38 protein-coding genes are annotated in these 22,596 nt (G+C 54.0%); 6 read left to right on the top strand and 32 right to left on the bottom strand.

Annotated features, from left to right (window positions below; all coding sequences use genetic code 11):
- Positions 1 to 456 precede the first annotated feature (456 nt).
- Positions 457 to 999 (top strand): gamma carbonic anhydrase family protein, encoded by a 543-nt coding sequence (locus ACJ8PI_RS22150; RefSeq protein WP_004929699.1) that lies wholly within the window; start codon positions 457 to 459, stop codon positions 997 to 999.
- Between the two features lie 44 nt (positions 1,000 to 1,043).
- Here the strand turns inward: ACJ8PI_RS22150 and aroE are convergent, their stop codons facing one another.
- Genes aroE through dprA form a run of 5 tightly spaced genes read right to left on the bottom strand, consistent with a single transcriptional unit; the run spans position 1,044 to position 4,588 of the window.
- Complete coding sequence (gene aroE / locus ACJ8PI_RS22145; protein WP_033655293.1) at positions 1,044 to 1,862, bottom strand: shikimate dehydrogenase; 819 nt, start codon at positions 1,860 to 1,862, stop codon at positions 1,044 to 1,046.
- An 11-nt stretch (positions 1,863 to 1,873) separates the two neighbouring features.
- Complete coding sequence (tsaC, locus tag ACJ8PI_RS22140; RefSeq protein ID WP_060429438.1) at positions 1,874 to 2,443, bottom strand: L-threonylcarbamoyladenylate synthase type 1 TsaC; 570 nt, start codon at positions 2,441 to 2,443, stop codon at positions 1,874 to 1,876.
- Positions 2,444 to 2,450: 7 nt separating this feature from the next.
- Entirely contained in the window at positions 2,451 to 2,996 is a 546-nt protein-coding gene (locus ACJ8PI_RS22135; RefSeq protein ID WP_004929705.1) for a DNA topoisomerase family protein, read from the bottom strand.
- A gap of 25 nt (positions 2,997 to 3,021) precedes the next feature.
- Positions 3,022 to 3,495 (bottom strand): DUF494 family protein Smg, encoded by a 474-nt coding sequence (gene smg / locus ACJ8PI_RS22130; RefSeq protein WP_033650013.1) that lies wholly within the window; start codon positions 3,493 to 3,495, stop codon positions 3,022 to 3,024.
- The gene (gene dprA / locus ACJ8PI_RS22125; protein ID WP_060429436.1) at positions 3,467 to 4,588 is read right to left on the bottom strand and encodes a DNA-protecting protein DprA; all 1,122 of its coding nucleotides are present in this window, start codon (positions 4,586 to 4,588) and stop codon (positions 3,467 to 3,469) included. The genes smg and dprA overlap by 29 nt, the downstream gene beginning before the upstream one ends.
- A 133-nt stretch (positions 4,589 to 4,721) precedes the next feature.
- On the opposite strand from dprA, the gene def reads away from it, so the two are divergent.
- The 5 genes from def to mscL all read left to right on the top strand — a co-directional run bounded on the left by def (position 4,722) and on the right by mscL (position 9,541).
- Positions 4,722 to 5,231: a peptide deformylase gene (gene def / locus ACJ8PI_RS22120; RefSeq protein WP_033636244.1), complete on the top strand. Its 510-nt coding sequence runs from the start codon at positions 4,722 to 4,724 to the stop codon at positions 5,229 to 5,231.
- Positions 5,232 to 5,248: 17 nt separating this feature from the next.
- Positions 5,249 to 6,193, top strand: a complete 945-nt coding sequence (gene fmt, locus ACJ8PI_RS22115) for a methionyl-tRNA formyltransferase (protein ID WP_048322003.1) — start codon at positions 5,249 to 5,251, stop codon at positions 6,191 to 6,193.
- 72 nt (positions 6,194 to 6,265) lie between these two features.
- Positions 6,266 to 7,555 carry a 16S rRNA (cytosine(967)-C(5))-methyltransferase RsmB gene (rsmB, locus tag ACJ8PI_RS22110; RefSeq protein ID WP_164134751.1) on the top strand — a complete coding sequence of 430 codons (1,290 nt, stop codon included), beginning with the start codon at positions 6,266 to 6,268 and terminating at the stop codon, positions 7,553 to 7,555.
- A 55-nt stretch (positions 7,556 to 7,610) separates the two neighbouring features.
- Positions 7,611 to 8,987, top strand: a complete 1,377-nt coding sequence (gene trkA / locus ACJ8PI_RS22105) for a Trk system potassium transporter TrkA (protein ID WP_033636248.1) — start codon at positions 7,611 to 7,613, stop codon at positions 8,985 to 8,987.
- Between the two features lie 137 nt (positions 8,988 to 9,124).
- A complete protein-coding gene (gene mscL / locus ACJ8PI_RS22100; protein ID WP_025304493.1) occupies positions 9,125 to 9,541 on the top strand; it encodes a large-conductance mechanosensitive channel protein MscL in 417 nt (138 codons plus the stop codon).
- 58 nt (positions 9,542 to 9,599) lie between these two features.
- Here mscL and ACJ8PI_RS22095 read toward each other — a convergent pair whose 3' ends face one another.
- From ACJ8PI_RS22095 to rplB, 27 genes are all read right to left on the bottom strand, one after another.
- On the bottom strand, positions 9,600 to 9,806 hold the full coding sequence (locus tag ACJ8PI_RS22095; RefSeq protein WP_041036936.1) for an alternative ribosome-rescue factor A: 207 nt from the start codon (positions 9,804 to 9,806) through the stop codon (positions 9,600 to 9,602).
- Positions 9,807 to 9,881: 75 nt separating this feature from the next.
- A complete protein-coding gene (gene zntR, locus ACJ8PI_RS22090) occupies positions 9,882 to 10,313 on the bottom strand; it encodes a Zn(2+)-responsive transcriptional regulator (RefSeq protein ID WP_033636251.1) in 432 nt (143 codons plus the stop codon).
- Positions 10,313 to 10,687 (bottom strand): DUF1992 domain-containing protein, encoded by a 375-nt coding sequence (locus ACJ8PI_RS22085; RefSeq protein WP_033636252.1) that lies wholly within the window; start codon positions 10,685 to 10,687, stop codon positions 10,313 to 10,315. The genes zntR and ACJ8PI_RS22085 overlap by 1 nt, the downstream gene beginning before the upstream one ends.
- A gap of 148 nt (positions 10,688 to 10,835) precedes the next feature.
- Positions 10,836 to 11,225, bottom strand: coding sequence for a 50S ribosomal protein L17 (gene rplQ, locus ACJ8PI_RS22080; protein ID WP_004929726.1), 390 nt, complete (start codon positions 11,223 to 11,225; stop codon positions 10,836 to 10,838).
- A gap of 40 nt (positions 11,226 to 11,265) precedes the next feature.
- Positions 11,266 to 12,255, bottom strand: a complete 990-nt coding sequence (locus ACJ8PI_RS22075; protein WP_002919219.1) for a DNA-directed RNA polymerase subunit alpha — start codon at positions 12,253 to 12,255, stop codon at positions 11,266 to 11,268.
- A 25-nt stretch (positions 12,256 to 12,280) separates the two neighbouring features.
- On the bottom strand, positions 12,281 to 12,901 hold the full coding sequence (gene rpsD / locus ACJ8PI_RS22070) for a 30S ribosomal protein S4 (protein ID WP_004929729.1): 621 nt from the start codon (positions 12,899 to 12,901) through the stop codon (positions 12,281 to 12,283).
- A 30-nt stretch (positions 12,902 to 12,931) separates the two neighbouring features.
- Positions 12,932 to 13,321: a 30S ribosomal protein S11 gene (gene rpsK / locus ACJ8PI_RS22065; RefSeq protein WP_004929731.1), complete on the bottom strand. Its 390-nt coding sequence runs from the start codon at positions 13,319 to 13,321 to the stop codon at positions 12,932 to 12,934.
- Positions 13,322 to 13,337: 16 nt separating this feature from the next.
- A complete protein-coding gene (gene rpsM / locus ACJ8PI_RS22060) occupies positions 13,338 to 13,694 on the bottom strand; it encodes a 30S ribosomal protein S13 (protein ID WP_004929734.1) in 357 nt (118 codons plus the stop codon).
- 148 nt (positions 13,695 to 13,842) lie between these two features.
- Positions 13,843 to 13,959, bottom strand: a complete 117-nt coding sequence (rpmJ, locus tag ACJ8PI_RS22055) for a 50S ribosomal protein L36 (RefSeq protein ID WP_002227352.1) — start codon at positions 13,957 to 13,959, stop codon at positions 13,843 to 13,845.
- 33 nt (positions 13,960 to 13,992) lie between these two features.
- Positions 13,993 to 15,324, bottom strand: a complete 1,332-nt coding sequence (gene secY, locus ACJ8PI_RS22050) for a preprotein translocase subunit SecY (protein WP_004929740.1) — start codon at positions 15,322 to 15,324, stop codon at positions 13,993 to 13,995.
- A 7-nt stretch (positions 15,325 to 15,331) separates the two neighbouring features.
- Complete coding sequence (gene rplO / locus ACJ8PI_RS22045) at positions 15,332 to 15,766, bottom strand: 50S ribosomal protein L15 (RefSeq protein ID WP_004929742.1); 435 nt, start codon at positions 15,764 to 15,766, stop codon at positions 15,332 to 15,334.
- A 3-nt stretch (positions 15,767 to 15,769) separates the two neighbouring features.
- Positions 15,770 to 15,949, bottom strand: a complete 180-nt coding sequence (rpmD, locus tag ACJ8PI_RS22040; RefSeq protein WP_048232028.1) for a 50S ribosomal protein L30 — start codon at positions 15,947 to 15,949, stop codon at positions 15,770 to 15,772.
- A gap of 6 nt (positions 15,950 to 15,955) precedes the next feature.
- Complete coding sequence (rpsE, locus tag ACJ8PI_RS22035; RefSeq protein ID WP_004929747.1) at positions 15,956 to 16,456, bottom strand: 30S ribosomal protein S5; 501 nt, start codon at positions 16,454 to 16,456, stop codon at positions 15,956 to 15,958.
- A gap of 14 nt (positions 16,457 to 16,470) precedes the next feature.
- On the bottom strand, positions 16,471 to 16,824 hold the full coding sequence (rplR, locus tag ACJ8PI_RS22030) for a 50S ribosomal protein L18 (RefSeq protein ID WP_004929748.1): 354 nt from the start codon (positions 16,822 to 16,824) through the stop codon (positions 16,471 to 16,473).
- 9 nt (positions 16,825 to 16,833) lie between these two features.
- A complete protein-coding gene (gene rplF / locus ACJ8PI_RS22025; RefSeq protein ID WP_004929751.1) occupies positions 16,834 to 17,367 on the bottom strand; it encodes a 50S ribosomal protein L6 in 534 nt (177 codons plus the stop codon).
- A 14-nt stretch (positions 17,368 to 17,381) separates the two neighbouring features.
- A complete protein-coding gene (rpsH, locus tag ACJ8PI_RS22020) occupies positions 17,382 to 17,774 on the bottom strand; it encodes a 30S ribosomal protein S8 (RefSeq protein ID WP_004929753.1) in 393 nt (130 codons plus the stop codon).
- A 30-nt stretch (positions 17,775 to 17,804) separates the two neighbouring features.
- Positions 17,805 to 18,110, bottom strand: coding sequence for a 30S ribosomal protein S14 (gene rpsN / locus ACJ8PI_RS22015; protein WP_004929754.1), 306 nt, complete (start codon positions 18,108 to 18,110; stop codon positions 17,805 to 17,807).
- 13 nt (positions 18,111 to 18,123) lie between these two features.
- The gene (gene rplE, locus ACJ8PI_RS22010; protein WP_033636253.1) at positions 18,124 to 18,663 is read right to left on the bottom strand and encodes a 50S ribosomal protein L5; all 540 of its coding nucleotides are present in this window, start codon (positions 18,661 to 18,663) and stop codon (positions 18,124 to 18,126) included.
- Positions 18,664 to 18,677: 14 nt separating this feature from the next.
- On the bottom strand, positions 18,678 to 18,992 hold the full coding sequence (gene rplX / locus ACJ8PI_RS22005) for a 50S ribosomal protein L24 (protein WP_004929758.1): 315 nt from the start codon (positions 18,990 to 18,992) through the stop codon (positions 18,678 to 18,680).
- Between the two features lie 9 nt (positions 18,993 to 19,001).
- On the bottom strand, positions 19,002 to 19,373 hold the full coding sequence (gene rplN / locus ACJ8PI_RS22000) for a 50S ribosomal protein L14 (protein ID WP_000613954.1): 372 nt from the start codon (positions 19,371 to 19,373) through the stop codon (positions 19,002 to 19,004).
- A gap of 172 nt (positions 19,374 to 19,545) precedes the next feature.
- Entirely contained in the window at positions 19,546 to 19,800 is a 255-nt protein-coding gene (gene rpsQ / locus ACJ8PI_RS21995; protein WP_004929760.1) for a 30S ribosomal protein S17, read from the bottom strand.
- Positions 19,801 to 19,992, bottom strand: a complete 192-nt coding sequence (gene rpmC / locus ACJ8PI_RS21990; RefSeq protein ID WP_004929762.1) for a 50S ribosomal protein L29 — start codon at positions 19,990 to 19,992, stop codon at positions 19,801 to 19,803.
- Entirely contained in the window at positions 19,992 to 20,402 is a 411-nt protein-coding gene (gene rplP / locus ACJ8PI_RS21985; protein WP_004929764.1) for a 50S ribosomal protein L16, read from the bottom strand. The genes rpmC and rplP overlap by 1 nt, the downstream gene beginning before the upstream one ends.
- Before the next feature lie 12 nt (positions 20,403 to 20,414).
- On the bottom strand, positions 20,415 to 21,113 hold the full coding sequence (rpsC, locus tag ACJ8PI_RS21980; RefSeq protein WP_004929766.1) for a 30S ribosomal protein S3: 699 nt from the start codon (positions 21,111 to 21,113) through the stop codon (positions 20,415 to 20,417).
- Positions 21,114 to 21,130: 17 nt separating this feature from the next.
- A complete protein-coding gene (rplV, locus tag ACJ8PI_RS21975; RefSeq protein ID WP_002223844.1) occupies positions 21,131 to 21,463 on the bottom strand; it encodes a 50S ribosomal protein L22 in 333 nt (110 codons plus the stop codon).
- A 14-nt stretch (positions 21,464 to 21,477) separates the two neighbouring features.
- Positions 21,478 to 21,756: a 30S ribosomal protein S19 gene (gene rpsS / locus ACJ8PI_RS21970; RefSeq protein WP_004929772.1), complete on the bottom strand. Its 279-nt coding sequence runs from the start codon at positions 21,754 to 21,756 to the stop codon at positions 21,478 to 21,480.
- A 14-nt stretch (positions 21,757 to 21,770) separates the two neighbouring features.
- Positions 21,771 to 22,595: a 50S ribosomal protein L2 gene (gene rplB / locus ACJ8PI_RS21965; RefSeq protein WP_004929775.1), complete on the bottom strand. Its 825-nt coding sequence runs from the start codon at positions 22,593 to 22,595 to the stop codon at positions 21,771 to 21,773.
- Position 22,596 lies beyond the last annotated feature (1 nt).

Here is a 22,596-nt window from a genome sequence, read left to right as displayed (position 1 = left end):
TGAATTTTACTTCAGTTAGTCACTCTTCAAGACTTGATATTTTTTTGCATCCGAAGATGCTGGATATCGTCTTGTGGAGTGCCCACACAGATTGTCTGATAAATTGTTAAAGAGCAGTGAGTTAGGCGCTTTCGCTTGCTAACTCGAGGTGGCGTATATTACGCTTTCCTCTTTCAGAGTCAACCCTAATTTTCAGGATTTTTTCTCTTTCTTCCCGGCCGCTGTGTGAAGTGAATCACTTGCGCCGTGTCGATGGAGGCGCATTATAGGGATCCGAGTTTTTTGCACAACCCCTTTTTTGATCTTTTCTTTCTGTTTGCACACTTTTCAGCCCTTCCGTGTGGATCTTGTGCGATCAGGGCCATTTTCAGCAGGATCCGGCGCTGCCGTTGGTTGTAATTCCATCGCCAGGGTCTAGTATTGCCGGTAAATATGATCCCGACGTGAGGCAGCACTATGTCCGATGCAGTACGTTCTTATCTTCAATACACCCCCAAACTCGGTCAGCGTGTCTTGATCGATCCTTCCAGCGTCGTGATCGGCGACGTCGATCTGGCGGATGACGTCAGTATCTGGCCGCTGGTCGCTATCCGCGGTGACGTCAATGCGGTAAAGATCGGCGCGCGCAGCAATATTCAGGACGGCAGCGTACTGCATGTGACTCACCGTTCCGAACACAACCCAGACGGTTATCCCCTGCTGATTGGGGAAGACGTGACCGTGGGTCATAAAGCCATGCTGCACGGCTGCGCCATCGGCAACCGGGTGCTGGTCGGTATGGGATCGATCCTGTTGGACGGTGTAGTAGTAGAAGACGACGTAATGATTGGCGCCGGCAGTTTGGTGGCGCCGGGCAAACGGCTGGCCAGCGGCTATCTCTATATGGGGAGCCCGGCACGCCAGGTTCGGCCGTTGACCGCCGCCGAGTTGGAAGGATTGCTTTATTCTTCTAACAACTATGTGCGTTGGAAAGACGAATACCTGTCGGAAGACATCTGACGGCCACCCCGTTCCCTATATCTATATAGAGAACGGGGTGGGAATTATGCCGCCAGTTCGCTGCGCAGCTGGCGCAATACCGGCTCGATCTCTGGCATCACTCCGTGCCAAAGCAGGAAAGCATGCGCCGCCTGCCCCACCAGCATACCCAGCCCATCGGCATATTCCGTTGCCCCTTGCTGCTGCGCCCAGGCCAGGAACGGCGTGACGCCCTGCTGATAGAACATGTCATAGCAACGGGTTTGCGCGTTGACTACGCCCGCGGGCAACGCCGGGATCTCCCCGCTGATGCCGGACGCCGTCGCGTTGATCACCAGATCGAACGCTTGCTGATTCAGTTGATCCATCGGCGCCGCCGAGATCTCTCCCAGATGCCGGAAAGCGTCGGCCAACTCCTCGGCGCGGCTGAAGGTGCGGTTGGTGATCGTGAGCCGGCAGCCGAAAGACAGCAGCGGCAGGATCACGCCGCGCGCCGCGCCGCCGGCCCCCACCAGCAAGATGCGATCCTGCGGCCGAATCAATTGCTGACGCTGCAGATCGGTCAGCAAACCGATGCCGTCGGTGTTGTCCCCCAGCAGACCGCCATTCGGCAATACCTTCAGGGTATTGACCGCGCCGGCCATCGCTGCGCGCTCGCTCAGCTCGGAAGCGGCCTCATAAGCACGCTCTTTGAAAGGCACCGTGACATTCGCCCCCAGCCCTCCGGCGTGGATAAACGCCTGCAGGCTGGTTTCAAAACCGTCCAACGGCGCCAACACCGCTCCATAGGGATGCTCAATGCCAGTCTGGGCAGCGAACAGCGCATGAATTCGCGGCGACTTGCTGTGACCGATAGGGTTGCCAAATACCGCAAACTTCTCCATGCCCATTACCTCTAGCCCTGACGGATCTGTTCGCCGGTCAGAGCATCTCTGATTTCGGAAGGATTAAGACGGCCACCCACCTCGCCAGCCAATACCGGGAAAGCCTCGCCGAATTGCCGCGCGACTTCATCCGCACTGCGGCACGGCTCCAGCCCACTGAGATTGGCACTGGTCGATACCAGCGGCTTGCCGTACTGCCGGCACAGTTGCTGCACCAACGGATGATCGCTGACGCGCACCGCCAGCGAGCTGAAACGCCCGGTCAGCAAACGCGGCGTCTCCGGCCGGGCAGGCAACACCCAGGTTACCGGCCCAGGCCAGCTGGCGAACATCGTCACGCGCTGCTGTTCGCTGAGCGCGCTGTCGTCGATATAGGGCTTAAGCTGCGTATAGTCGGCGGCGATCAGAATCAGCCCCTTTTCCCACGGCCGCTGTTTCAATGCCAGCAAAGCATTGACCGCCTGTTCGCTGTCGGGATCGCACCCCAGGCCGAATACCGCTTCGGTGGGATAGGCAATCACCTGCTGTTGATGCAAAGCATCGATGATAGATAAAAGGTTCGGGCTTAATTCTGAGTTCATGATGTGATTATTCTGTAGTCGCCACGGGTTTTCCGCACAGCTTGCTGGCACAGCACAGGACGGGGCCTTTTGCCGTACGTTTTTCCATCAGCAGCGGGTAATGGCAATAGGCGCATTCACCGGCGACGGGTTTAACATTGAGGGCGAATTGGCATTCCGGATAACGATCGCAGGAATGAAAAACCTTGCCGTAGCGCGATTTACGCTGCAACAGCTTGCCCTGACCGCACTGCGGACAGGTAATGGCGGTTTCATCAGGCTTATCGATCACTTCAGTGTGATCGCACTGCGGATAATCGCTGCAACCGATAAACATGCCATAGCGCCCCTGGCGCAGCACCAACGTCGCCTGACACTTCGGGCACTGCTGCCCATCCAGCACCTTGACGACATGCCCGTCGGCCTGCGCTTTCAGCGGCCGAATATATTGGCATTCAGGGTACTGGGAACAGCCGAGGAAGGGGCCGTGGCGACCGCTACGGATCACCAACTCGGCCCCGCATTCCGGACAGGGTTCATTTTGCCTGGCGGCAAAAATCGCGTTTTTTGTCATAACGTCTTCTATGCGCGTTATCGGCTCAATGCAGATAACCTTCGTTCACTTCAAACAACAGTTCTTCCATTTGCTGATAGGCGCTTTCATATCCGGGAATATTAAACAGCACCATCAACACGACCCATTTCAGATCTTCGAGATCGAATTCCGCATTATCCAAAGCCATAACACGGTCGATAACCATTTCACGGGTTTCGAGGTTCAATACCTGAATCTGTTCCAGGAACAGGAGAAAACCACGGCAGCCGGCGTCCAAACGCGCGCTTTCCTCTTCGGTGTAGATCCGCATTGCCAGCGGATCGGCATCCATAAAGTAAGGCGCATTTTGGCCTTCTTGCAGGTCAGCCAGCTTCTCAAGCCAATTCAACGCGTTGTAGATATCATCCCGATGAAACCCCGCCTGGGCGAGATCATCGGTCAGTTGATCCTGATCGACGCGCATCTCTGGTTCATTGTGGATATAAGTTTCAAACAAGTACATGAGTACGTCGAACATGGCTTGCCCTCCTTATTCGGACATAGCCGCCGGGTACAGCTGCGATCCACCCTGCTAACTCCAGTTCGAGTAACTTGATTACCACCACTGGCACAGGTTGGCCGGCACGTTCAGCGACGACGTCAACAGGTGTCACCTCATCTCCTACGTTAGCCAACACATCGGCAAATGGCAATTCAACTTCAGCCTGCGACGCACAAATAGTTGTATTTTCGTTCAGTGGCAGCCATTGAAGGCCGCTTCCCAGCAATTCTGCGATATCTTTCGGCCCGGTAACCAGATGCGCGCCCTGCTGAATTAGCCAGTGCGTGCCTTCGCTCATCGGGTTCCCTAACGGCCCCGGCAAGGCGAATACCTCACGCCCCTGCTCCAGCGCATAGCGGGCCGTCACCAGGGTACCGCTGCGCAACGAGGCTTCTATGACCAGAACGCCCTGGCTCAGCCCGCTGATAATACGGTTGCGGCGCGGAAAATGGTCGGCCAGAGGCAAATCGGTGACCAAATGATCAGAAATCACCGCGCCGCCCTGCTCGACAATCTGCTCCGCGAGCCTGCGGTGCCGGCGTGGATAAACATTGGCCAACCCGCTGCCCAATACCGCTACCGTGCAACCGCCGGCCGCCAGCGCTGCGCGATGGCAAATGCCGTCGATGCCGATCGCCAAACCGCTGGTGATGGTGAAACCGCAACGCGCCAATTCCGCGGCGAAATGATTGGCCCAACGCTCGCCGTAGTGGCTGAACTGCCGGCTGCCAACCATGGCGAGCTGCGGACGCAGCAACGCTTGAGGATCGCCCTCGATCAGCAAAAACAGCGGCGCATCGTCGATCTGGGCCAGGCGTTCCGGATAGCCGGCCGCCCCATAGTTCAGCATACGGTGCGCCGGCAGTTCCAGCCAACGCAGGCTGGCCGCCAGATAAGCGGGATCCGCTTGGTTGAACTGCGCCCGCTGCCGCTCGTTCAACCCCAGTTCACGCAACGCGCTGCGAGGCTCGCGCCCCATTTGCGATAGCTGCCGCACGATCCGCCTGGCCACGACGGTCTGCAGCCCCGTTACCCCTCGCATCCGTAAAGCGATCTCTTCCGGCCGCATCGTCTGTTCCCTCAGCAAAAACGGTGGTATTACCAATCTGAGCAATTGGTGCGCAATGCTGTCAATCAGGCCGGGAAATGTCTAGAATAGAGGTTAAACCTCGTTCATTACTCGGATACAGATCTAAAGATATATGTCAGTCTTGCAGGTATTACATTTCCCAGACGAGCGTCTGCGCAAAATCGCAGCGCCGGTAAAAGAAGTCAATGCAGATATCCAGCGCATCGTGGATGATATGTTTGAAACCATGTACGCAGAGGAAGGCATTGGCCTGGCTGCGACTCAGGTGGATATCCATCAGCGCATTATCGTGATCGACGTCTCCGAGAATCGCGATCAGCGCCTGGTGCTGATCAACCCGGAGCTGCTGGAAAAGAGCGGCGAAACCGGCATCGAGGAAGGCTGTCTTTCCATTCCCGAGCAGCGTGCGTTGGTACCACGTGCCGCGCAGGTGAAGATCCGCGCGCTGGATCGCGAAGGCAAACCTTTCGAACTGGAAGCGGACGATCTGCTGGCGATCTGCATCCAGCACGAGATGGATCACCTGATGGGTAAACTGTTCGTCGATTACCTGTCGCCGCTCAAGCGTCAGCGCATTCGTCAGAAACTGGAAAAAATGGCCAAGCTTCAAGCCCGCGCCTAACCGATCAGGAAATCAACGTGTCTGACTCTTTACGGATTATTTTCGCCGGAACACCAGACTTCGCAGCGCGTCATCTTGACGCGCTGTTGTCATCTGAGCACCAGATTGTCGGCGTTTTTACCCAGCCCGACCGCCCGGCAGGCCGCGGCAACAAGCTGACGCCTAGCCCGGTAAAAGTGCTGGCTGAGCAACACCAACTGCCGGTATTTCAGCCCAAATCGCTGCGCCCCGAAGAGAACCAGCGCCTGGTGGCCGATCTTAACGCCGACGTGATGGTGGTGGTTGCCTACGGGCTGATCCTGCCGCAGGCGGTGCTGGATATGCCGCGTCTCGGTTGTATCAACGTACATGGCTCGCTGCTGCCTCGCTGGCGCGGTGCGGCGCCGATCCAGCGCTCGCTCTGGGCCGGCGACAGCGAAACCGGCGTGACCATCATGCAGATGGACGTCGGTCTCGATACCGGCGACATGATGCACAAGATTGCCTGCCCGATTGAGAGCAGCGATACCAGCGCCAGTCTCTACGACAAGCTGGCGCAGCTCGGCCCGCAGGGCATGCTGACGACGCTGCGCCAAATGGCCGACGGCAGCGCCACCCGCGAAGTGCAGGACGAAGCGCTGGTGACCTACGCCGAGAAGCTGAGCAAAGAAGAAGCTCGCTTGGACTGGACGCTGTCCGCCGAACAACTGGAGCGCTGCATCCGCGCCTTCAACCCTTGGCCGATCAGCTACTTCACCATCGACGATCAACCGGTGAAAGTCTGGCAAGCCAGCGTACTGGCGCAAAGCGCCAATGCGGAGCCGGGCACCGTTGTCCATGCCGACAAGCACGGCATTCAGGTGGCGACCGCCGACGGCATCCTCAATCTGATCCAACTGCAGCCCGCCGGCAAGAAACCGATGTCGGCGCAGGACCTGTTAAATTCACGCCGTGAATGGTTTACCCCGGGTAACCGGCTGTAAGTCACCCCACTGCCCGGCCGTTCATCGCCGGGCCGTTATTTTCTTAATGCCGATCGTTATCAGCTTCAGCCTATGAAAAATAATTACAATCTCCGCAGCATCGCTGCCAAAGCCATCGGCCAGGTGCTGGATCAAGGGCAGTCGCTCAGCACTGTCCTGCCGGCGCTGCAAACCACCATCAGCGATAAGGACCGCGGGTTGCTGCAGGAACTGTGCTTCGGCACGTTGCGCGTGCTGCCGCAGCTCGAATGGTGCATTCAACAATTGATGGCCAAGCCGCTGACCGGCAAACAGCGTACGCTGCACTATCTGCTGATGGTCGGCCTGTATCAGCTGCTGTATACCCGTATCCCGCCGCACGCCGTATTGGCCGAAACCGTGGAAGGCGCGGTGGCGCTGAAACGCCCACAGTTGAAAGGCCTGATTAACGGCGTCTTGCGGCAATTCCAGCGCCAGCAGGAAGAGCTGCTGCAGCGCGCCGCCAACAATGACAGCCGCTATTTGCACCCGAGCTGGTTGCTGAAACGCATTCAACAGGCTTATCCCGCCAACTGGGAACAGATCGTCGACGCCAATAACCAGAAGCCACCGATGTGGCTGCGCGTCAACCGCCTGCATCACACCCGCGAAGCTTATCTGCAGTTGCTGACCGACGCAGGCATCGCCGCGGAGCCTCATTCAGACTATGCCGACGCGGTGCGTTTGCTGGCGCCTTGCGCCGTGACCGAGCTGCCTGGGTTCGCCGACGGCTGGATCACCGTGCAAGATGCCTCAGCCCAGGGCTGTGTCGATCTATTGGATCCGCAAGACGGTGAACAGATCCTCGATTTGTGCGCCGCGCCTGGCGGCAAAACAACGCATATTCTGGAAGCGGCGCCGAAAGCGCACGTCATGGCGGTCGATATCGACGAACAGCGCCTGGCGCGGGTGAAGGAAAACCTGCAGCGCCTGCGTTTGCACGCAGAGGTTAAGCTGGGCGATGGCCGCACCCCGCAGCAATGGTGCGGTGACAAGCAGTTCGACCGGATCCTGCTGGACGCGCCTTGTTCCGCCACCGGCGTGATCCGCCGTCACCCCGACATCAAATGGCTGCGCCGCGATCGTGACATCGCCGAACTCGCCGCGCTGCAGGCCGACATCCTGGAAGCCGTTTGGCCCCATCTGAAATCGGGCGGCGTGATGGTTTACGCCACCTGCTCTATCCTGCCGGATGAAAACAGCAGCCAGATCGCCGCGTTCTTGCAGCGCCACGCCGATGCCAAGCTGGTTGAAACCGGCGATCCGCAGCGACCGGGGCGGCAGAATATCCCGCATCCCGAGGACGGCGATGGCTTCTTTTACGCTAAGCTGATTAAAATGTAATGCTTCGGGGCGTGCGTGCGCGCCCTAAGTCTTTCAGTGTGAAGCAGAGAACACGATGAAAATAATTATTCTTGGTGCCGGTCAGGTTGGCGGGACGCTGGCGGAAAACCTGGTGGGTGAAAACAACGATATCACCGTCGTCGATACCGATTCCGGCCGGCTGCGTCAGCTGCAGGATAAATTCGATCTGCGGGTGGTTCAGGGGCACGGCTCTCATCCTCGGGTGCTGCGCGAAGCCGGCGCAGAAGACGCCGACATGCTGGTCGCCGTCACCAACTCCGACGAAACCAACATGGTTGCCTGCCAGATCGCCTATTCTCTGTTCAATACCCCCAACCGTATCGCCCGTATCCGCGCGCCGGAATATATCCGCGAGTCGGAGAAACTGTTCCTGCCGGAAGCGGTGCCGATCGACCATCTGATTTCACCGGAGCAGTTGGTCATCGACTATATCTACAAGCTGATTGAATACCCCGGCGCGCTGCAGGTGGTCAACTTCGCCGAAGGCAAGGTCAGCATCGCTGCGGTTAAAGCCTATTACGGCGGCCCGCTGGTCGGCAATGCGCTCTCTTCGATGCGCGAACACATGCCGCATATCGACACCCGCGTCGCCGCTATTTTCCGCCAGGACAGACCAATACGTCCGCAAGGCTCGACCATTATCGAAGCCGGTGATGAAGTCTTCTTCGTCGCCGCATCACAGCACATCCGCGCGGTGATGAGCGAACTGCAGCGGCTGGAAAAACCCTATAAGCGCATCATGATCGTCGGCGGCGGCAACGTCGGCGCCGGCCTGGCCGCCAAGCTGGAAAAAGACTACAACGTCAAACTGATCGAGCGGAACCAGCAACGCGCCGCCGAACTGGCCGAGCAGTTGCACGATACCATCGTGTTCTACGGCGATGCCTCCGACCAGGAGCTGCTGGCCGAAGAGCACGTCGAACAAGTGGATGTCTTCATCGCCATCACCAACGACGATGAGGCCAACATCATGTCCGCCATGCTGGCCAAGCGCATGGGCGCCAAGAAGGTGATGGTCTTGATCCAGCGCCGCGCCTATGTCGACCTGGTGCAGGGCAGCGTGATCGATATCGCCATTTCGCCGCAGCAGGCGACCATCTCCGCCCTGTTGGGGCACGTGCGCAAAGCGGATATCGTCAGCGTCTCGTCGCTGCGTCGCGGCGTGGCGGAAGCGATCGAAGCGATTGCCCACGGCGATGAAAGCACGTCCAAAGTGGTCGGCCGCATCGTCGAAGACATCAAGCTGCCACCGGGCACCACCATCGGCGCGATCGTACGTGGTGACGACGTGATCATCGCCAACGGCAACAGCAAAATCGAACAGGGCGATCACGTCATCATGTTTATTACCGACAAGAAATTCGTGCCGGACGTTGAACGCCTGTTCCAACCGAGCCCGTTCTTCTTGTAGAACAAATTTATTAGGCGATGGTCTATAATCGCGTAGTTGTTCTCTGCCTTGGGAGGAGATAAAACTTCTCTCCTTTTGTGGCAAAGGGAAATTGCTTTGTTAAACTTGAGTTATTAATTCTGCAAGGGGTGCGTTCTATGAGTATGTTGAAAGAGTTTCGCGAATTTGCCATGCGTGGCAACGTGGTCGATCTGGCCGTCGGTGTGATTATCGGTGCCGCATTCGGCAAGATTGTTTCGTCCTTCGTGGCCGATATCATCATGCCACCACTGGGGTTACTGATCGGCGGCGTCGACTTTAAACAATTCCATCTGGTATTACGTGAAGCTCAGGGCGCCGTACCGGCGGTGGTAATGAACTACGGTTCATTCATTCAAACCGTATTCGACTTCGTGATTGTCGCCTTCGCCATCTTCCTGGCAATTAAATTGATGAACAAAATGCGCCGCAAGCAGGAAGAAGCGCCGGCAGCGCCGCCAGCACCTACCGCAGAGGAGAAACTGCTGACGGAAATCCGTGACCTGCTGAGCCAGCAACAGCAGCCAAAACTGTAAAACAGCGTTTGGTTATGCCAATAAAAAGCCACCTGACGAAGGTGGCTTTTTTAATGCCTTAAAACCAGAAGGCCAGTGGTAAATTATCGCTTGATAGTTTACCACTGGCCTCCCAGTTACCGCCTTTGCTGTGTTTTTCTTTACGCCGATAGCTGCCTTTGCCTTTCACATTCTTTTCTACTCGTTGACGGAATAGCGGATCATGCAGCAGCGCCTCAATGGCGTTATCTTGAATCTGACCTTTAGTGTGACGATATTTCGTCATGATAATGCTCCTGTAAAAGGTGTGGTGATAAAACGGGGCGATAATACTGCCGGCGGTATAAAAATTAAAGTGCCGTCAGCAACCTTTTTTGCCTTTTTCATCGCTGGCGCCCTGTTCCAAGGCTTCCAGAATAGAACAATAATTGCTGGTATGGGCAGTACCGCAGCAGGCATCACTCAGCCGCTTCAGCGATTCGCGCATGCGAGTCAACTCCGCCAACTTGCTTTCCACTTCGCTCAGGCGCGCATCGACGATCGACTTCGACTCCTGGCAGGTATGATGTTCAGGATCGACGCGGATCGACAGCAGCTCAGCGATCGTTTCCAGAGTAAATCCCAGCTGCTTGGCATAGCGAATGAAGCGCAGCCGCTGCAGATCCTGCTCGGTGTAGAGCCGATAACCACCTTCGGTGCGGACATTGTGATCCATCATGCCCTGCTTTTCATAGTAACGCACGGTATCCGGCGTCACTTCGGCAAGCTTGGCCAACTGACCTATCTTGAACATTACTTCTCCTCCCGGGTGAATTTGCCGTCCAATGCACGCTGATATTCACCATGCAAGAAATCCGTACTCATCCCAGCCTGACGCAACCGGTGCTCCAGCAGCGCCATGCGTTTGCTGAGTTCGACATAGTCCTGATGCTCACTGTTAATCCCTTGCAGCAAACGAGCAACGGTCAACGCCTCTTTGCGGTCTTCCAGCTCCGGCGGCAGGTAACCGGCATTTTTCAGCAAACGGTAACCGGCGCGCAGTTCAGCTGGCACCGCGCTGTCATCTTCCAGCGCCAACGGTTGGCCCTGGCCGGGCAGATTGTCAAACTCGCCTTTATCCTGGGCATCAAGGATATGGCGTTCCGCCCATTGATCGAGCAGCCCCATGAAAGACAGCCTCGGTTAGCCTAATGATTAAGCCTTAGCATAGCGGATAGGGGCGGGGATCTTAAGCGCAGCGGGGGAATTACGCACATTTGGCTGGGTTTGGACGTAAAAAAACCGGGCAAGCCCGGTTTTTTTACGCGTCTACAGATTACTCTGCAGTTGCTACTTCTGCTTGAGACTCAGCACGATCAACCAGCTCGATGTATGCCATCGGCGCGTTGTCGCCTGCGCGGAAGCCACACTTCAGAATGCGAGTGTAACCACCGGCACGGCTCGCGAAACGCGGGCCCAGCTCGTTAAACAGTTTTGCCACGATCTCGTTATCACGAGTACGGGCGAATGCCAGACGACGATTAGCTACGCTGTCGGTCTTGGCAAGAGTAATCAGCGGCTCAACAACGCGACGCAGCTCTTTTGCTTTTGGCAGGGTCGTCTTGATGATCTCATGACGAACCAAAGAGCCGGCCATGTTACGGAACATAGCCTGGCGATGGCTGCTGTTACGGTTCAGTTGACGACCACTCTTACGATGGCGCATGACCTTATCCTTCTCAGTAAAACCTTAACCTGTGATCCGGTTACTCGTCAGCAATGCTTGCCGGCGGCCAGTTTTCCAGGCGCATGCCCAGAGACAGACCACGTGAGGCCAGCACGTCTTTAATCTCGGTAAGAGATTTTTTACCCAGGTTTGGCGTTTTCAGCAACTCAACCTCGGTACGCTGTACCAGATCACCGATGTAGTGGATAGCTTCTGCCTTGAGGCAGTTAGCAGAGCGGACAGTCAATTCCAGATCGTCAACAGGGCGCAGCAAGATCGGATCGAATTCCGGTTTCTCTTCTTTAACTTCCGGCTGACGCACATCACGCAGGTCAACGAAAGCTTCAAGTTGTTCAGCCAGAATGGTGGCCGCACGGCGGATCGCCTCTTCAGGATCGATCGTGCCATTGGTCTCCATCTCGATGACCAGCTTATCCAAGTCAGTACGCTGTTCTACACGCGCAGCTTCAACATTGTAGGCGATACGCTCTACAGGGCTGTAGCAGGCGTCAACCAACAGACGACCGATTGGGCGCTCATCTTCTTCCGAATGAATTCGGGCAGAAGCCGGCACATAACCGCGACCGCGCTGAACTTTGATACGCATGCTGATAGCCGCGTTCTCATCAGTCAGGTGGCAGATCACGTGCTGAGGCTTGACGATTTCGACATCACCATCATGGGTGATGTCGGCAGCGGTCACAGGGCCAATGCCAGATTTATTCAGGGTAAGAATAACTTCGTCTTTGCCTTGAACTCTCACCGCCAGCCCTTTCAGGTTGAGCAGGATCTCCAGGATATCTTCCTGTACGCCTTCTTTGGTGCTGTACTCATGCAGTACACCATCAATCTCAACCTCGGTCACCGCGCAACCCGGCATAGATGAAAGCAGAATACGGCGCAGTGCGTTGCCAAGAGTATGGCCAAAGCCACGCTCTAAAGGCTCAAGGGTCACCTTGGCGTGCGTCGAACTGACTTGCTCGATATCTACCAGGCGCGGTTTTAGAAACTCTGTCACAGAACCCTGCATTGTGTCCTCTCTTTGGTACTAAGCTTTACTTGGAGTAAAGCTCGACGATCAGGTGTTCGTTAATGTCCGCAGACAGATCGGTACGTTCAGGCATACGCTTGAACACGCCTTCCATCTTAGCAGCATCAACTTCCAGCCAAGTCGGCTTTTCACGCTGCTCAGCCAGCTCCAGAGAAGCTTTAACACGAGACTGCTTTTTAGCTTTCTCGCGGATGCTGACTACGTCATTCGGAGATACCTGATAAGAAGCGATGTTAACAACGCGACCGTTTACCATAACTGCTTTGTGGCTAACCAGCTGACGTGACTCTGCACGAGTAGCGCCGAAGCCCATACGGTAAACAACGTTGTCCAGACGACCTTCCAGCAGCTGCAACAGGTTTTCACCGGTGTTGCCCTTCAGGCGGGTTGCTTCTTTGTAATAGTTACGGAATTGACGCTCCAGAATGCCGTACATACGGCGAACTTTCTGCTTCTCACGCAACTGAACACCGTAATCAGACAGACGCGGTTTACGCGCACCGTGCTGACCAGGTGCTTGTTCAATTTTACACTTGGAATCGATCGCGCGAACGCCAGACTTAAGGAACAGGTCTGTGCCCTCACGACGGCTCAGCTTGAGCTTAGGACCCAAATATCTTGCCATTTTCTTTCTCCAACAATCCTAAAAGCTGCGTTACACGCGGCGCTTTTTCGGCGGACGACAACCGTTATGAGGGATCGGAGTCACATCAGTAATGTTAGTGATGCGGAAACCAGCCGCGTTCAGAGCGCGGATAGTAGACTCACGACCAGGACCAGGTCCTTTAACCATAACTTCCAGGTTCTTGATACCGTATTCTTTTACTGCGTCAGCACAACGTTCTGCTGCAACCTGTGCTGCGAACGGAGTGGACTTACGAGAACCACGGAAACCGGAACCACCGGCTGTTGCCCAACCCAAAGCATTACCCTGACGATCAGTGATGGTAACGATGGTGTTGTTGAAAGAAGCATGGATATGAGCCACGCCGTCAGAGACTTGCTTTCTTACACGCTTACGTGTACGAACAGGTGCCTTTGCCATTATTCAATAACCCCGATTATTTCTTGATCGGCTTGCGCGGACCCTTACGGGTACGAGCGTTGGTCTTGGTGCGCTGACCGCGTACCGGCAGACCACGACGATGACGCAAACCACGATAGCAACCAAGGTCCATAAGACGCTTGATGCTCAGGGTAATTTCACGACGCAAATCACCCTCAACGGTGTATTTGGCAACTGCATCACGAAGCTTTTCGATTTGCTCTTCAGACAGCTCACTGATCTTAACATTTTCAGCAATACCCGTGGATGCACAGATAGCCTGTGAACGGGTTTTACCGATACCGAAGATCGACGTTAAGGCGATAACGGTATGTTTATGATCAGGAATGTTAATGCCTGCTATACGGGCCACTATGCACTCCTACTATTTTATACAGCAACACCATTCTGAAAAGCCCGTTTTCAGGATACTCAAATAGTGTTGCAGTGCGACATACAAAAGATTGGCTGGCTAATCTAGCCAGCTCAACCCAACTTTGCAAGAAAAATATGCGAGATAATCAGCCTTGACGCTGTTTATGCTTCGGCTCGGCGCTGCAAATCACACGAACGACACCGTTACGCTTAACGATTTTGCAGTTACGACATAATTTCTTGACGGAAGCACGAACTTTCATTTTTACTCTCCGTAACTTCTCAAACGAATCTGACTAGCGGTTATAGCCTTTCAGATTTGCTTTCTTCAATGCAGACTCGTACTGACTTGACATCATCAGAGTTTGCACTTGAGCCATAAAGTCCATGATGACGACAACCACGATCAGTAGCGAGGTACCACCAAAGTAGAATGGTACTTTCATTGCATCACGCATGAACTCCGGGATCAGGCAGATGAAAGTAATGTACATCGCGCCCACCAGGGTTAAACGCGTCATTACTTTATCGATATACTTCGCCGTTTGCTCTCCCGGACGAATTCCTGGTACGAAGGCACCGGACTTCTTCAGGTTATCTGCTGTCTCACGCGGGTTGAAGACCAACGCCGTGTAGAAGAAACAGAAGAAGATGATTGCAGACGCATAGAGTAACACATAAAGCGGTTGCCCTGGCTGCAAATACAGCGAAATCGTAGTCAGCCAGTTCCAACCGGTACCGCCCCCAAACCATGATGCAATCGTGGCCGGGAACAGAATAATGCTGGAAGCGAAAATCGCCGGGATAACACCCGCCATGTTCACTTTCAACGGTAAATGTGTGCTCTGTGCTGCATAAACACGACGACCTTGTTGACGCTTCGCATAGTTAACGACGATACGACGTTGACCACGCTCGATGAAAACAACGAAGAAGGTTACTGCAAACACCAATACTGCAACCAACAGCAGCAGGAGGAAGTGCAGGTCGCCTTGCCGCGCTTGCTCGATAGTATGGGCCACTGCCGGCGGGAGCCCCGCTACAATACCCGCGAAGATAATGATCGAGATACCGTTGCCGATACCGCGTTCAGTAATCTGCTCACCCAGCCACATCAGGAACATTGTCCCGGTTACCAGGCTCACAACCGCAGTAAAGTAGAATGCAAAGCCTGGATTTAACACCAGGCCCTGCATACCAGGCATATTCGGCAGACCGGTAGCAATACCGATCGACTGGAATATGGCCAATACCAGCGTACCGTAACGGGTGTACTGGCTAATCTTGCGACGGCCAGCCTCCCCTTCTTTCTTGATTTCCGCCAACGCTGGATGAACCACCGTCAGCAGCTGGATAATGATCGACGCCGAGATATACGGCATGATCCCCAGAGCAAAGATAGAAGCACGGCTGAGGGCACCACCAGAGAACATGTTAAACATTTCAATGATAGTGCCTCTCTGCTGCTCAAGCAATTTGGCAAGCACAGTGGCATCGATACCAGGAATCGGAATGAAAGAGCCGATGCGGAAGACAATCAGCGCGCCGATGACAAACAAAAGTCTGCGCTTCAGCTCGCCGAGCCCGCCTTTAGCACTTTGAAAATCTAATCCTGGTTGCTTAGCCATCTGCTACTTATTCCTCAATTTTACCGCCAGCAGCCTCGATAGCAGCACGAGCGCCTTTGGTGACACGCAGACCACGCAGGGTTACCGGACGAGCGACTTCGCCAGAAAGTACAACTTTCGCGAATTCGATCTGGACACCAACTACGTTAGCGGCTTTCAGCGCGTTCAGGTCGATAACATCGCCTTCAACCAGAGCCAGTTCAGACAGACGAACTTCTGCCGTGATCATCGCTTTGCGTGAAGTGAAGCCGAATTTCGGCAGACGACGGTACAGAGGCATCTGACCACCTTCGAAACCACGACGTACGCCACCGCCAGAACGAGACTTCTGACCTTTGTGACCACGGCCGCCGGTTTTACCCAGGCCAGAACCAATACCACGACCTACACGCTTAGGCGCATGCTTGGCACCTTCAGCCGGAGACAGAGTATTTAAACGCATCTGTTACTCCTCAACTTTAACCATGTAGGAAACCAGGTTGACCATACCGCGAACAGCAGGAGTATCCTCGCGCTCTACGGTGTGACCAATACGACGCAGACCCAGACCGAGCAGAGTAGCTTTATGCTTCGGCAGACGGCCAATTGAGCTGCGAGTTTGTGTAACTTTAATAGTCTTAGCCATGGTCAATTACCCCAGAATGTCGGCAACGGATTTACCACGCTTAGCAGCGACCATTTCAGGAGACTTCATATTCGCCAGAGCGTCGATAGTTGCACGAACCACGTTGATCGGGTTGGTGGAACCATAAGCTTTAGCCAATACGTTGTGCACCCCAGCAACTTCGAGAACGGCGCGCATTGCACCGCCCGCGATGATACCGGTACCTTCATGAGCAGGCTGCATGAACACGCGAGAACCCGTGTGAGCGCCCTTAACAGGGTGCTGCAGGGTGCCGCTGTTCAGCGCGACGTTCATCATGTTGCGACGGGCTTTTTCCATCGCTTTCTGGATCGCTGCTGGAACTTCGCGTGCTTTGCCGTAGCCAAAACCAACGCGACCGTTACCATCACCAACTACAGTCAGTGCGGTAAAGCTGAAAATACGGCCACCTTTTACGGTTTTAGATACGCGGTTTACCGCGATCAGCTTTTCCTGCAGTTCGCCAGCTTGTTTTTCGATGTGAGCCATCTTAAACCTCTTCCTTAGAACTGAAGGCCAGCTTCACGGGCAGCATCTGCCAGTGCCTGGACTCGACCATGATATTGGAAACCGGAACGGTCAAAGGATACTTTCGCAATCCCTTTTTCCAACGCGCGCTCAGCCAGAGCTTTACCTACGGCTGCTGCTGCGTCTTTGTTACCGGAATACTTCAGTTGCTCCGCGATAGCTTTTTCTAAAGTAGAAGCGGCTACCAGTACTTCAGAACCGTTTGGAGCAATCACCTGTGCGTAAATGTGACGCGGGGTACGATGTACCACCAGGCGGGTTGCACCCAGCTCTTGGAGCTTGCGGCGTGCGCGGGTCGCACGACGGATACGAGCAGATTTCTTATCCATAGTGTTACCTTACTTCTTCTTAGCCTCTTTGGTACGCACGACTTCGTCGGCGTAACGAACACCTTTGCCTTTGTAAGGCTCAGGACGACGGTAAGCACGCAGATCTGCTGCTACCTGGCCAATTACCTGCTTATCAGCGCCTTTCAGCACGATTTCAGTTTGGCTTGGGCATTCAGCAGTGATACCTGCCGGCAGCTGGTGATCGATAGGGTGAGAGAAGCCCAGGGCCAAATTCACCACGTTGCCTTTAACGGCAGCACGATAACCAACACCTACCAGTTGAAGCTTTTTGGTGAAGCCTTCGGTAACACCAACAACCATTGCGTTCAGCAGAGCGCGCGTGGTACCCGCTTGAGCCCATGCGTTAGCAAAACCTTCGCGCGGAGCGAAAGTCAGTGCGTTAGCTTCTTGCTTCACTTCAACGGCGTCGTGGATAGTACGAGTCAACTCGCCGTTTTTACCCTTAATCGAAATAACCTGACCGTTGAGTTTTACCTCTACGCCGGCAGGAATGACGACGGGTGCTTTTGCAACACGAGACATTCTTTCCTCCCGAATTAAGCTACGTAGCAGATAATCTCGCCACCAAGACCAGCCTGGCGAGCTGCACGATCGGTCATAACACCTTTAGAGGTAGAAACAACAGCGATACCCAAACCGGCCATAACTTTTGGCAGCTCATCTTTTTTCTTGTAGATGCGCAGACCTGGACGGCTGATACGTTGAATGCTTTCTACCACAGCTTTGCCCTGGAAGTACTTCAGTACCAGTTCCAGAACAGGCTTGGCGTCGCCTTCGATTTTGAAATCTTCAATAAAACCTTCTTCCTTCAGCACGTTGGCAATTGCCACTTTCAGCTTGGAGGAAGGCATGGTGACCGCAACTTTGTTCGCGGCTTGACCGTTACGGATACGGGTCAGCATATCCGCGATCGGATCTTGCATGCTCATCTGTCTTTACTCCCGTGATTCAATTGGTAATTACCAGCTAGCCTTTTTCAAGCCTGGTACTTCACCGCGCATAGCGGCTTCACGAAGCTTAATACGGCTCAACCCGAATTTGCCCACATAACCATGTGGACGGCCAGTTTGGCGGCAGCGTTTACGCTGACGAGACGGGCTGGAATCACGCGGCAGAGTTTGCAGCTTGAGAACGGCATTCCAACGATCTTCATCGGATGCGTTCACATCAGAGATAATAGCTTTCAGTTCAGCGCGTTTTGCAAAGAACTTGTCAGCTAATTTCACGCGCTTGACTTCGCGTGCTTTCATTGATTGCTTAGCCATCAGTAACCCTGCCTTACTTGCGGAACGGGAAGTTAAAAGCAGCCAGCAGCGCGCGGCCTTCATCATCAGATTTCGCAGTAGTGGTAATGGTAATATCCAAACCACGAACGCGATCGACTTTGTCGTAGTCGATTTCTGGGAAGATGATTTGCTCACGCACGCCCATGCTGTAGTTGCCACGGCCATCGAATGACTTGGCGGACAGGCCACGGAAGTCACGGATACGTGGAACAGCAATGGAGATCAGGCGCTCAAGGAACTCCCACATGCGTTCGCCACGCAGAGTTACTTTACAGCCGATCGGATAGCCCTGACGGATTTTGAAGCCTGCAACAGATTTGCGGGCTTTGGTGATCAACGGTTTTTGACCGGAGATAGCTGTCAGGTCCGCTGCGGCGTTATCCAGCAGTTTCTTGTCAGCAATCGCTTCACCAACACCCATGTTCAGGGTGATCTTCTCGACCCGAGGGACTTGCATGACAGAGTTGTAATCAAACTGAGACATCAGTTGTTTGACTACCTCGTCTTTGTAGTAATCATGCAGTTTCGCCATCGTATTACTCCAAATTACTTGATAGTTTCGCTGTTAGATTTGAAGAAACGGACTTTTTTGCCGTCTTCGAATCTAAAGCCTACACGGTCAGCCTTGCCGGTAGCCGCGTTGAAGATAGCAATGTTAGAAACCTGAATTGCAGCTTCTTTTTCAACAATGCCGCCTGGTTGGTTCAGAGCCGGAACCGGCTTCTGGTGTTTCTTAACCAGGTTGATGCCTTCAACAATGACCTTGCCAGCAGACAGGACATTTTTTACTTTACCGCGCTTACCTTTGTCTTTCCCGGTAATCACGATAACTTCGTCATCACGACGGATCTTCGCTGCCATGTTCGCTCCTTAGAGTACTTCTGGTGCCAGAGAGATAATTTTCATGAACTTCTCATTACGCAGTTCACGAGTTACCGGCCCAAAAATACGCGTACCGATTGGCTGCTCGCTGTTATTGTTCAAAATAACGCATGCATTGCCATCGAAGCGAATGACAGAACCGTCCGGGCGACGTACACCCTTCTTGGTGCGCACCACTACCGCCTTCAGAACATCGCCTTTCTTCACCTTACCGCGAGGAATTGCTTCCTTGATGGTAATTTTGATGATGTCGCCGACGCCTGCGTAGCGACGGTGCGAGCCACCTAGAACCTTGATACACATTACGCGACGTGCACCGGAGTTGTCGGCGACGTTCAGCATAGTCTGTTCTTGGATCATTTTAGTGCTCCGCTAATGTCAACTACTACTTTAAAGACCCAAGTAAAAATTAGGCCGTTGAAAAGCCCCATAACCGAGGGCGCAGCATTATAACACCGCTTACTTGGTATGGGTAGAAAAAATAAACGGCTCATTTTCTGAGCCGTTTATTAAGTGAGAGCCAGCTACTCTATTACAGAATCGCTTTCTCTACAACGCGAACCAGCGTCCAGGACTTGGTCTTGGACAGTGGGCGGCATTCGCGGATTTCCACCACGTCGCCGGTACCACATTCGTTGTTCTCGTCATGTACGTGCAGCTTGGTCGTACGTTTGATGAATTTCCCGTAGATCGGGTGCTTCACAGTACGTTCGATAGCAACAACGATGGATTTCTCCATTTTATCGCTAACAACACGACCCTGCAGGGTACGGATAACTTCAGTCATTTACACACCCGCCTTTTGAGTCAGTAAAGTCTTAACGCGTGCGACGTCACGACGCACTTGTTTCAACAGGTGAGTTTGTTGCAGCTGGCCACTGGCCGCCTGCATGCGCAAGTTGAATTGCTCACGCAGCAGGTTGAGCAGCTCGGCATTCAGCTCTTCAACGCTTTTTTCACGCAGCTCTTGTGCTTTCATTACATCACCGTCTTAGTTACAAAGGTGGTTTTGATCGGCAGTTTCGCTGCTGCCAGTTTGAATGCCTCGCGGGCAACCTCTTCTGGCACGCCGTCCATTTCGTACAGGACCTTACCAGGCTGGATCAGGGCAACCCAATACTCCACGTTACCCTTACCTTTACCCATACGCACTTCCAGCGGCTTCTCGGTGATCGGTTTGTCCGGGAATACACGGATCCAGATCTTGCCTTGACGCTTAACTGCACGAGTCATTGCACGACGAGCTGCTTCGATTTGACGAGCAGTCAGACGGCCACGGCCAACAGCTTTCAGACCGAAAGTGCCGAAGCTAACATCCGTACCTTGCGCCAGACCACGGTTGCGGCCCTTGTGCACCTTACGGAATTTTGTACGCTTTGGTTGTAACATCAGCGACTCTCCTTACTTGCGGCCTTTACGCTGCTGCTTTTTAGGTTGAGCAGCCGGTTCCGGTTGTTCAACTGCAGCCATACCACCCAGGATCTCACCTTTGAAGATCCATACCTTAACGCCGATTACACCATAAGTGGTGTGCGCTTCAGATGTGTTGTAGTCGATGTCCGCACGCAGAGTGTGCAATGGAACACGACCTTCGCGGTACCATTCGGTACGTGCGATTTCAGCGCCGCCAAGACGGCCGCTTACTTCAACTTTGATACCTTTAGCGCCAAGACGCATTGCGTTCTGTACTGCACGCTTCATAGCACGACGGAACATCACGCGACGTTCCAGCTGAGAAGTGATGCTGTCAGCAACCAATTTAGCGTCGAGTTCCGGTTTACGGACTTCGGCGATGTTGATCTGTGCAGGAACGCCAGCGATGTCCGCTACGACCTTGCGCAGTTTTTCGACGTCTTCACCTTTCTTGCCGATAACGATGCCTGGGCGAGCAGTGTGAATGGTCACACGGATGCTCTTCGCAGGACGCTCGATAACGATGCGAGAAACGGAAGCTTTCGACAGTTCCTTAGTCAGGAATTGACGAACTTTAAAGTCGCTGTCCAGGTTGTCAGCGAATTCTTTGGTATTCGCATACCAAGTAGAGTTCCAAGGTTTGACAATACCCAGGCGAATACCATTAGGATGTACTTTCTGACCCATTGCTAGTCTCCAGAGTCTCAGCGATCGGACACAACCACAGTAATGTGGCTGGTGCGCTTCAGGATGCGATCTGCACGACCTTTTGCACGCGGCATAATGCGCTTCATGCTTGGGCCTTCGTCTACGAAGATTTTCGTAACTTTCAGATCATCGATGTCAGCGCCATCGTTGTGTTCTGCGTTAGCAATGGCAGACTCCAGCACTTTCTTAACCAGACCAGCAGCTTTCTTGTTGGTGTAGGTCAGAGTTTCCAGAGCTTGCGACACTTTCTTACCGCGAATCAGGTCAGCAACAAGGCGAACCTTCTGAGCAGAAGAACGAGCGTGGCGATGTTTAGCGATAGTTTCCATCTCTTCCTCCTACCTTAGCGCTTTTTAGCTTTTTTATCAGCCGCATGGCCGCGATAAGTACGAGTCGGCGCGAATTCACCCAGTTTGTGACCGACCATTTCATCGGAAACGAACACTGGTACGTGCTGACGACCATTATGGACAGCGATGGTCAAACCGATCATGTTAGGAAAGATCGTTGAACGACGGGACCAAGTGCGCAAAGGCTTCTTGTCACCGCTTTCCACCGCTTTCTCTACCTTCTTCAGCAAGTGCAGGTCAATAAAAGGACCTTTCTTGAGAGAACGTGGCATGGCTTATCCTCTAATTATTTTTTGCTACGGCGACGTACGATGAACTTATCAGTACGCTTGTTGCTACGGGTCTTCTTACCTTTGGTCTGAACGCCCCACGGAGTTACCGGGTGCTTACCAAAGTTACGACCTTCACCACCACCGTGCGGGTGATCTACCGGGTTCATCGCCGTACCGCGAACGGTAGGACGAACACCACGCCAACGTGCAGCACCTGCTTTACCCAGAACGCGAAGCATGTGTTCAGCGTTACCGACTTCACCCAGGGTGGCGCGGCAATCAGCTGGAACTTTACGCATTTCGCCGGAGCGCAGACGCAGAGTTACGTAGGAACCATCACGAGCAACGATCTGAACGTAGGCACCAGCGGAGCGAGCCATCTGGCCGCCTTTACCTGGTTTCATTTCTACGTTGTGAACCGTTGAACCAACTGGAATGTTGCGCATCGGCAGGGTGTTACCCGCTTTGATTGCAGCATCAACGCCAGATTGAATCTGGTCACCAGCTTTCAGGCCTTTCGGCGCCAGGATGTAACGGCGTTCGCCGTCTTTGTACAGAACCAGCGCGATGTTCGCGGAACGGTTCGGATCGTACTCCAGACGCTCAACCACAGCAGGGATACCGTCTTTGTTGCGCTTGAAGTCAACCAGACGATAATGTTGCTTGTGGCCACCACCGATATGACGGGTGGTGATACGGCCATTGTTGTTACGACCACCGCTTTTGCTCAGTTTTTCCAGCAGCGGGGCATAAGGTTTACCCTTGTGCAGCTCAGGGTTAACCACTTTAACAACGTGGCGACGACCCGGAGATGTAGGTTTACATTTAACAATTGCCATT

This window comes from Serratia sp. CY82433 (genome assembly GCF_052166535.1).
Lineage (GTDB): Bacteria > Pseudomonadota > Gammaproteobacteria > Enterobacterales > Enterobacteriaceae > Serratia > Serratia sarumanii.
Note: the sequence above shows the minus strand (reverse complement) of the source record. Positions and strands in the feature narration are given on the sequence as shown.

Bases quoted from the DNA above. Each gene is read 5' to 3' on its own strand.
- ACJ8PI_RS22150 (WP_004929699.1), top strand. From the start codon at position 457: ATGTCCGATGCAGTACGTTCTTATCTTCAATACACCCCCAAACTCGGT.
- aroE (WP_033655293.1), bottom strand. From the start codon at position 1,862: ATGGAGAAGTTTGCGGTATTTGGCAACCCTATCGGTCACAGCAAGTCG.
- tsaC (WP_060429438.1), bottom strand. From the start codon at position 2,443: ATGAACTCAGAATTAAGCCCGAACCTTTTATCTATCATCGATGCTTTG.
- ACJ8PI_RS22135 (WP_004929705.1), bottom strand. From the start codon at position 2,996: ATGACAAAAAACGCGATTTTTGCCGCCAGGCAAAATGAACCCTGTCCG.
- smg (WP_033650013.1), bottom strand. From the start codon at position 3,495: ATGTTCGACGTACTCATGTACTTGTTTGAAACTTATATCCACAATGAA.
- dprA (WP_060429436.1), bottom strand. From the start codon at position 4,588: ATGCGGCCGGAAGAGATCGCTTTACGGATGCGAGGGGTAACGGGGCTG.
- def (WP_033636244.1), top strand. From the start codon at position 4,722: ATGTCAGTCTTGCAGGTATTACATTTCCCAGACGAGCGTCTGCGCAAA.
- rsmB (WP_164134751.1), top strand. From the start codon at position 6,266: ATGAAAAATAATTACAATCTCCGCAGCATCGCTGCCAAAGCCATCGGC.
- trkA (WP_033636248.1), top strand. From the start codon at position 7,611: ATGAAAATAATTATTCTTGGTGCCGGTCAGGTTGGCGGGACGCTGGCG.
- mscL (WP_025304493.1), top strand. From the start codon at position 9,125: ATGAGTATGTTGAAAGAGTTTCGCGAATTTGCCATGCGTGGCAACGTG.
- ACJ8PI_RS22095 (WP_041036936.1), bottom strand. From the start codon at position 9,806: ATGACGAAATATCGTCACACTAAAGGTCAGATTCAAGATAACGCCATT.
- zntR (WP_033636251.1), bottom strand. From the start codon at position 10,313: ATGTTCAAGATAGGTCAGTTGGCCAAGCTTGCCGAAGTGACGCCGGAT.
- ACJ8PI_RS22085 (WP_033636252.1), bottom strand. From the start codon at position 10,687: ATGGGGCTGCTCGATCAATGGGCGGAACGCCATATCCTTGATGCCCAG.
- rplQ (WP_004929726.1), bottom strand. From the start codon at position 11,225: ATGCGCCATCGTAAGAGTGGTCGTCAACTGAACCGTAACAGCAGCCAT.
- ACJ8PI_RS22075 (WP_002919219.1), bottom strand. From the start codon at position 12,255: ATGCAGGGTTCTGTGACAGAGTTTCTAAAACCGCGCCTGGTAGATATC.
- rpsD (WP_004929729.1), bottom strand. From the start codon at position 12,901: ATGGCAAGATATTTGGGTCCTAAGCTCAAGCTGAGCCGTCGTGAGGGC.
- rpsK (WP_004929731.1), bottom strand. From the start codon at position 13,321: ATGGCAAAGGCACCTGTTCGTACACGTAAGCGTGTAAGAAAGCAAGTC.
- rpmJ (WP_002227352.1), bottom strand. From the start codon at position 13,959: ATGAAAGTTCGTGCTTCCGTCAAGAAATTATGTCGTAACTGCAAAATC.
- secY (WP_004929740.1), bottom strand. From the start codon at position 15,324: ATGGCTAAGCAACCAGGATTAGATTTTCAAAGTGCTAAAGGCGGGCTC.
- rplO (WP_004929742.1), bottom strand. From the start codon at position 15,766: ATGCGTTTAAATACTCTGTCTCCGGCTGAAGGTGCCAAGCATGCGCCT.
- rpmD (WP_048232028.1), bottom strand. From the start codon at position 15,949: ATGGCTAAGACTATTAAAGTTACACAAACTCGCAGCTCAATTGGCCGT.
- rpsE (WP_004929747.1), bottom strand. From the start codon at position 16,456: ATGGCTCACATCGAAAAACAAGCTGGCGAACTGCAGGAAAAGCTGATC.
- rplR (WP_004929748.1), bottom strand. From the start codon at position 16,824: ATGGATAAGAAATCTGCTCGTATCCGTCGTGCGACCCGCGCACGCCGC.
- rplF (WP_004929751.1), bottom strand. From the start codon at position 17,367: ATGTCTCGTGTTGCAAAAGCACCCGTCGTCATTCCTGCCGGCGTAGAG.
- rpsH (WP_004929753.1), bottom strand. From the start codon at position 17,774: ATGAGCATGCAAGATCCGATCGCGGATATGCTGACCCGTATCCGTAAC.
- rpsN (WP_004929754.1), bottom strand. From the start codon at position 18,110: ATGGCTAAGCAATCAATGAAAGCACGCGAAGTCAAGCGCGTGAAATTA.
- rplE (WP_033636253.1), bottom strand. From the start codon at position 18,663: ATGGCGAAACTGCATGATTACTACAAAGACGAGGTAGTCAAACAACTG.
- rplX (WP_004929758.1), bottom strand. From the start codon at position 18,992: ATGGCAGCGAAGATCCGTCGTGATGACGAAGTTATCGTGATTACCGGG.
- rplN (WP_000613954.1), bottom strand. From the start codon at position 19,373: ATGATCCAAGAACAGACTATGCTGAACGTCGCCGACAACTCCGGTGCA.
- rpsQ (WP_004929760.1), bottom strand. From the start codon at position 19,800: ATGACTGAAGTTATCCGTACCCTGCAGGGTCGTGTTGTTAGCGATAAA.
- rpmC (WP_004929762.1), bottom strand. From the start codon at position 19,992: ATGAAAGCACAAGAGCTGCGTGAAAAAAGCGTTGAAGAGCTGAATGCC.
- rplP (WP_004929764.1), bottom strand. From the start codon at position 20,402: ATGTTACAACCAAAGCGTACAAAATTCCGTAAGGTGCACAAGGGCCGC.
- rpsC (WP_004929766.1), bottom strand. From the start codon at position 21,113: ATGGGTCAGAAAGTACATCCTAATGGTATTCGCCTGGGTATTGTCAAA.
- rplV (WP_002223844.1), bottom strand. From the start codon at position 21,463: ATGGAAACTATCGCTAAACATCGCCACGCTCGTTCTTCTGCTCAGAAG.
- rpsS (WP_004929772.1), bottom strand. From the start codon at position 21,756: ATGCCACGTTCTCTCAAGAAAGGTCCTTTTATTGACCTGCACTTGCTG.
- rplB (WP_004929775.1), bottom strand. From the start codon at position 22,595: ATGGCAATTGTTAAATGTAAACCTACATCTCCGGGTCGTCGCCACGTT.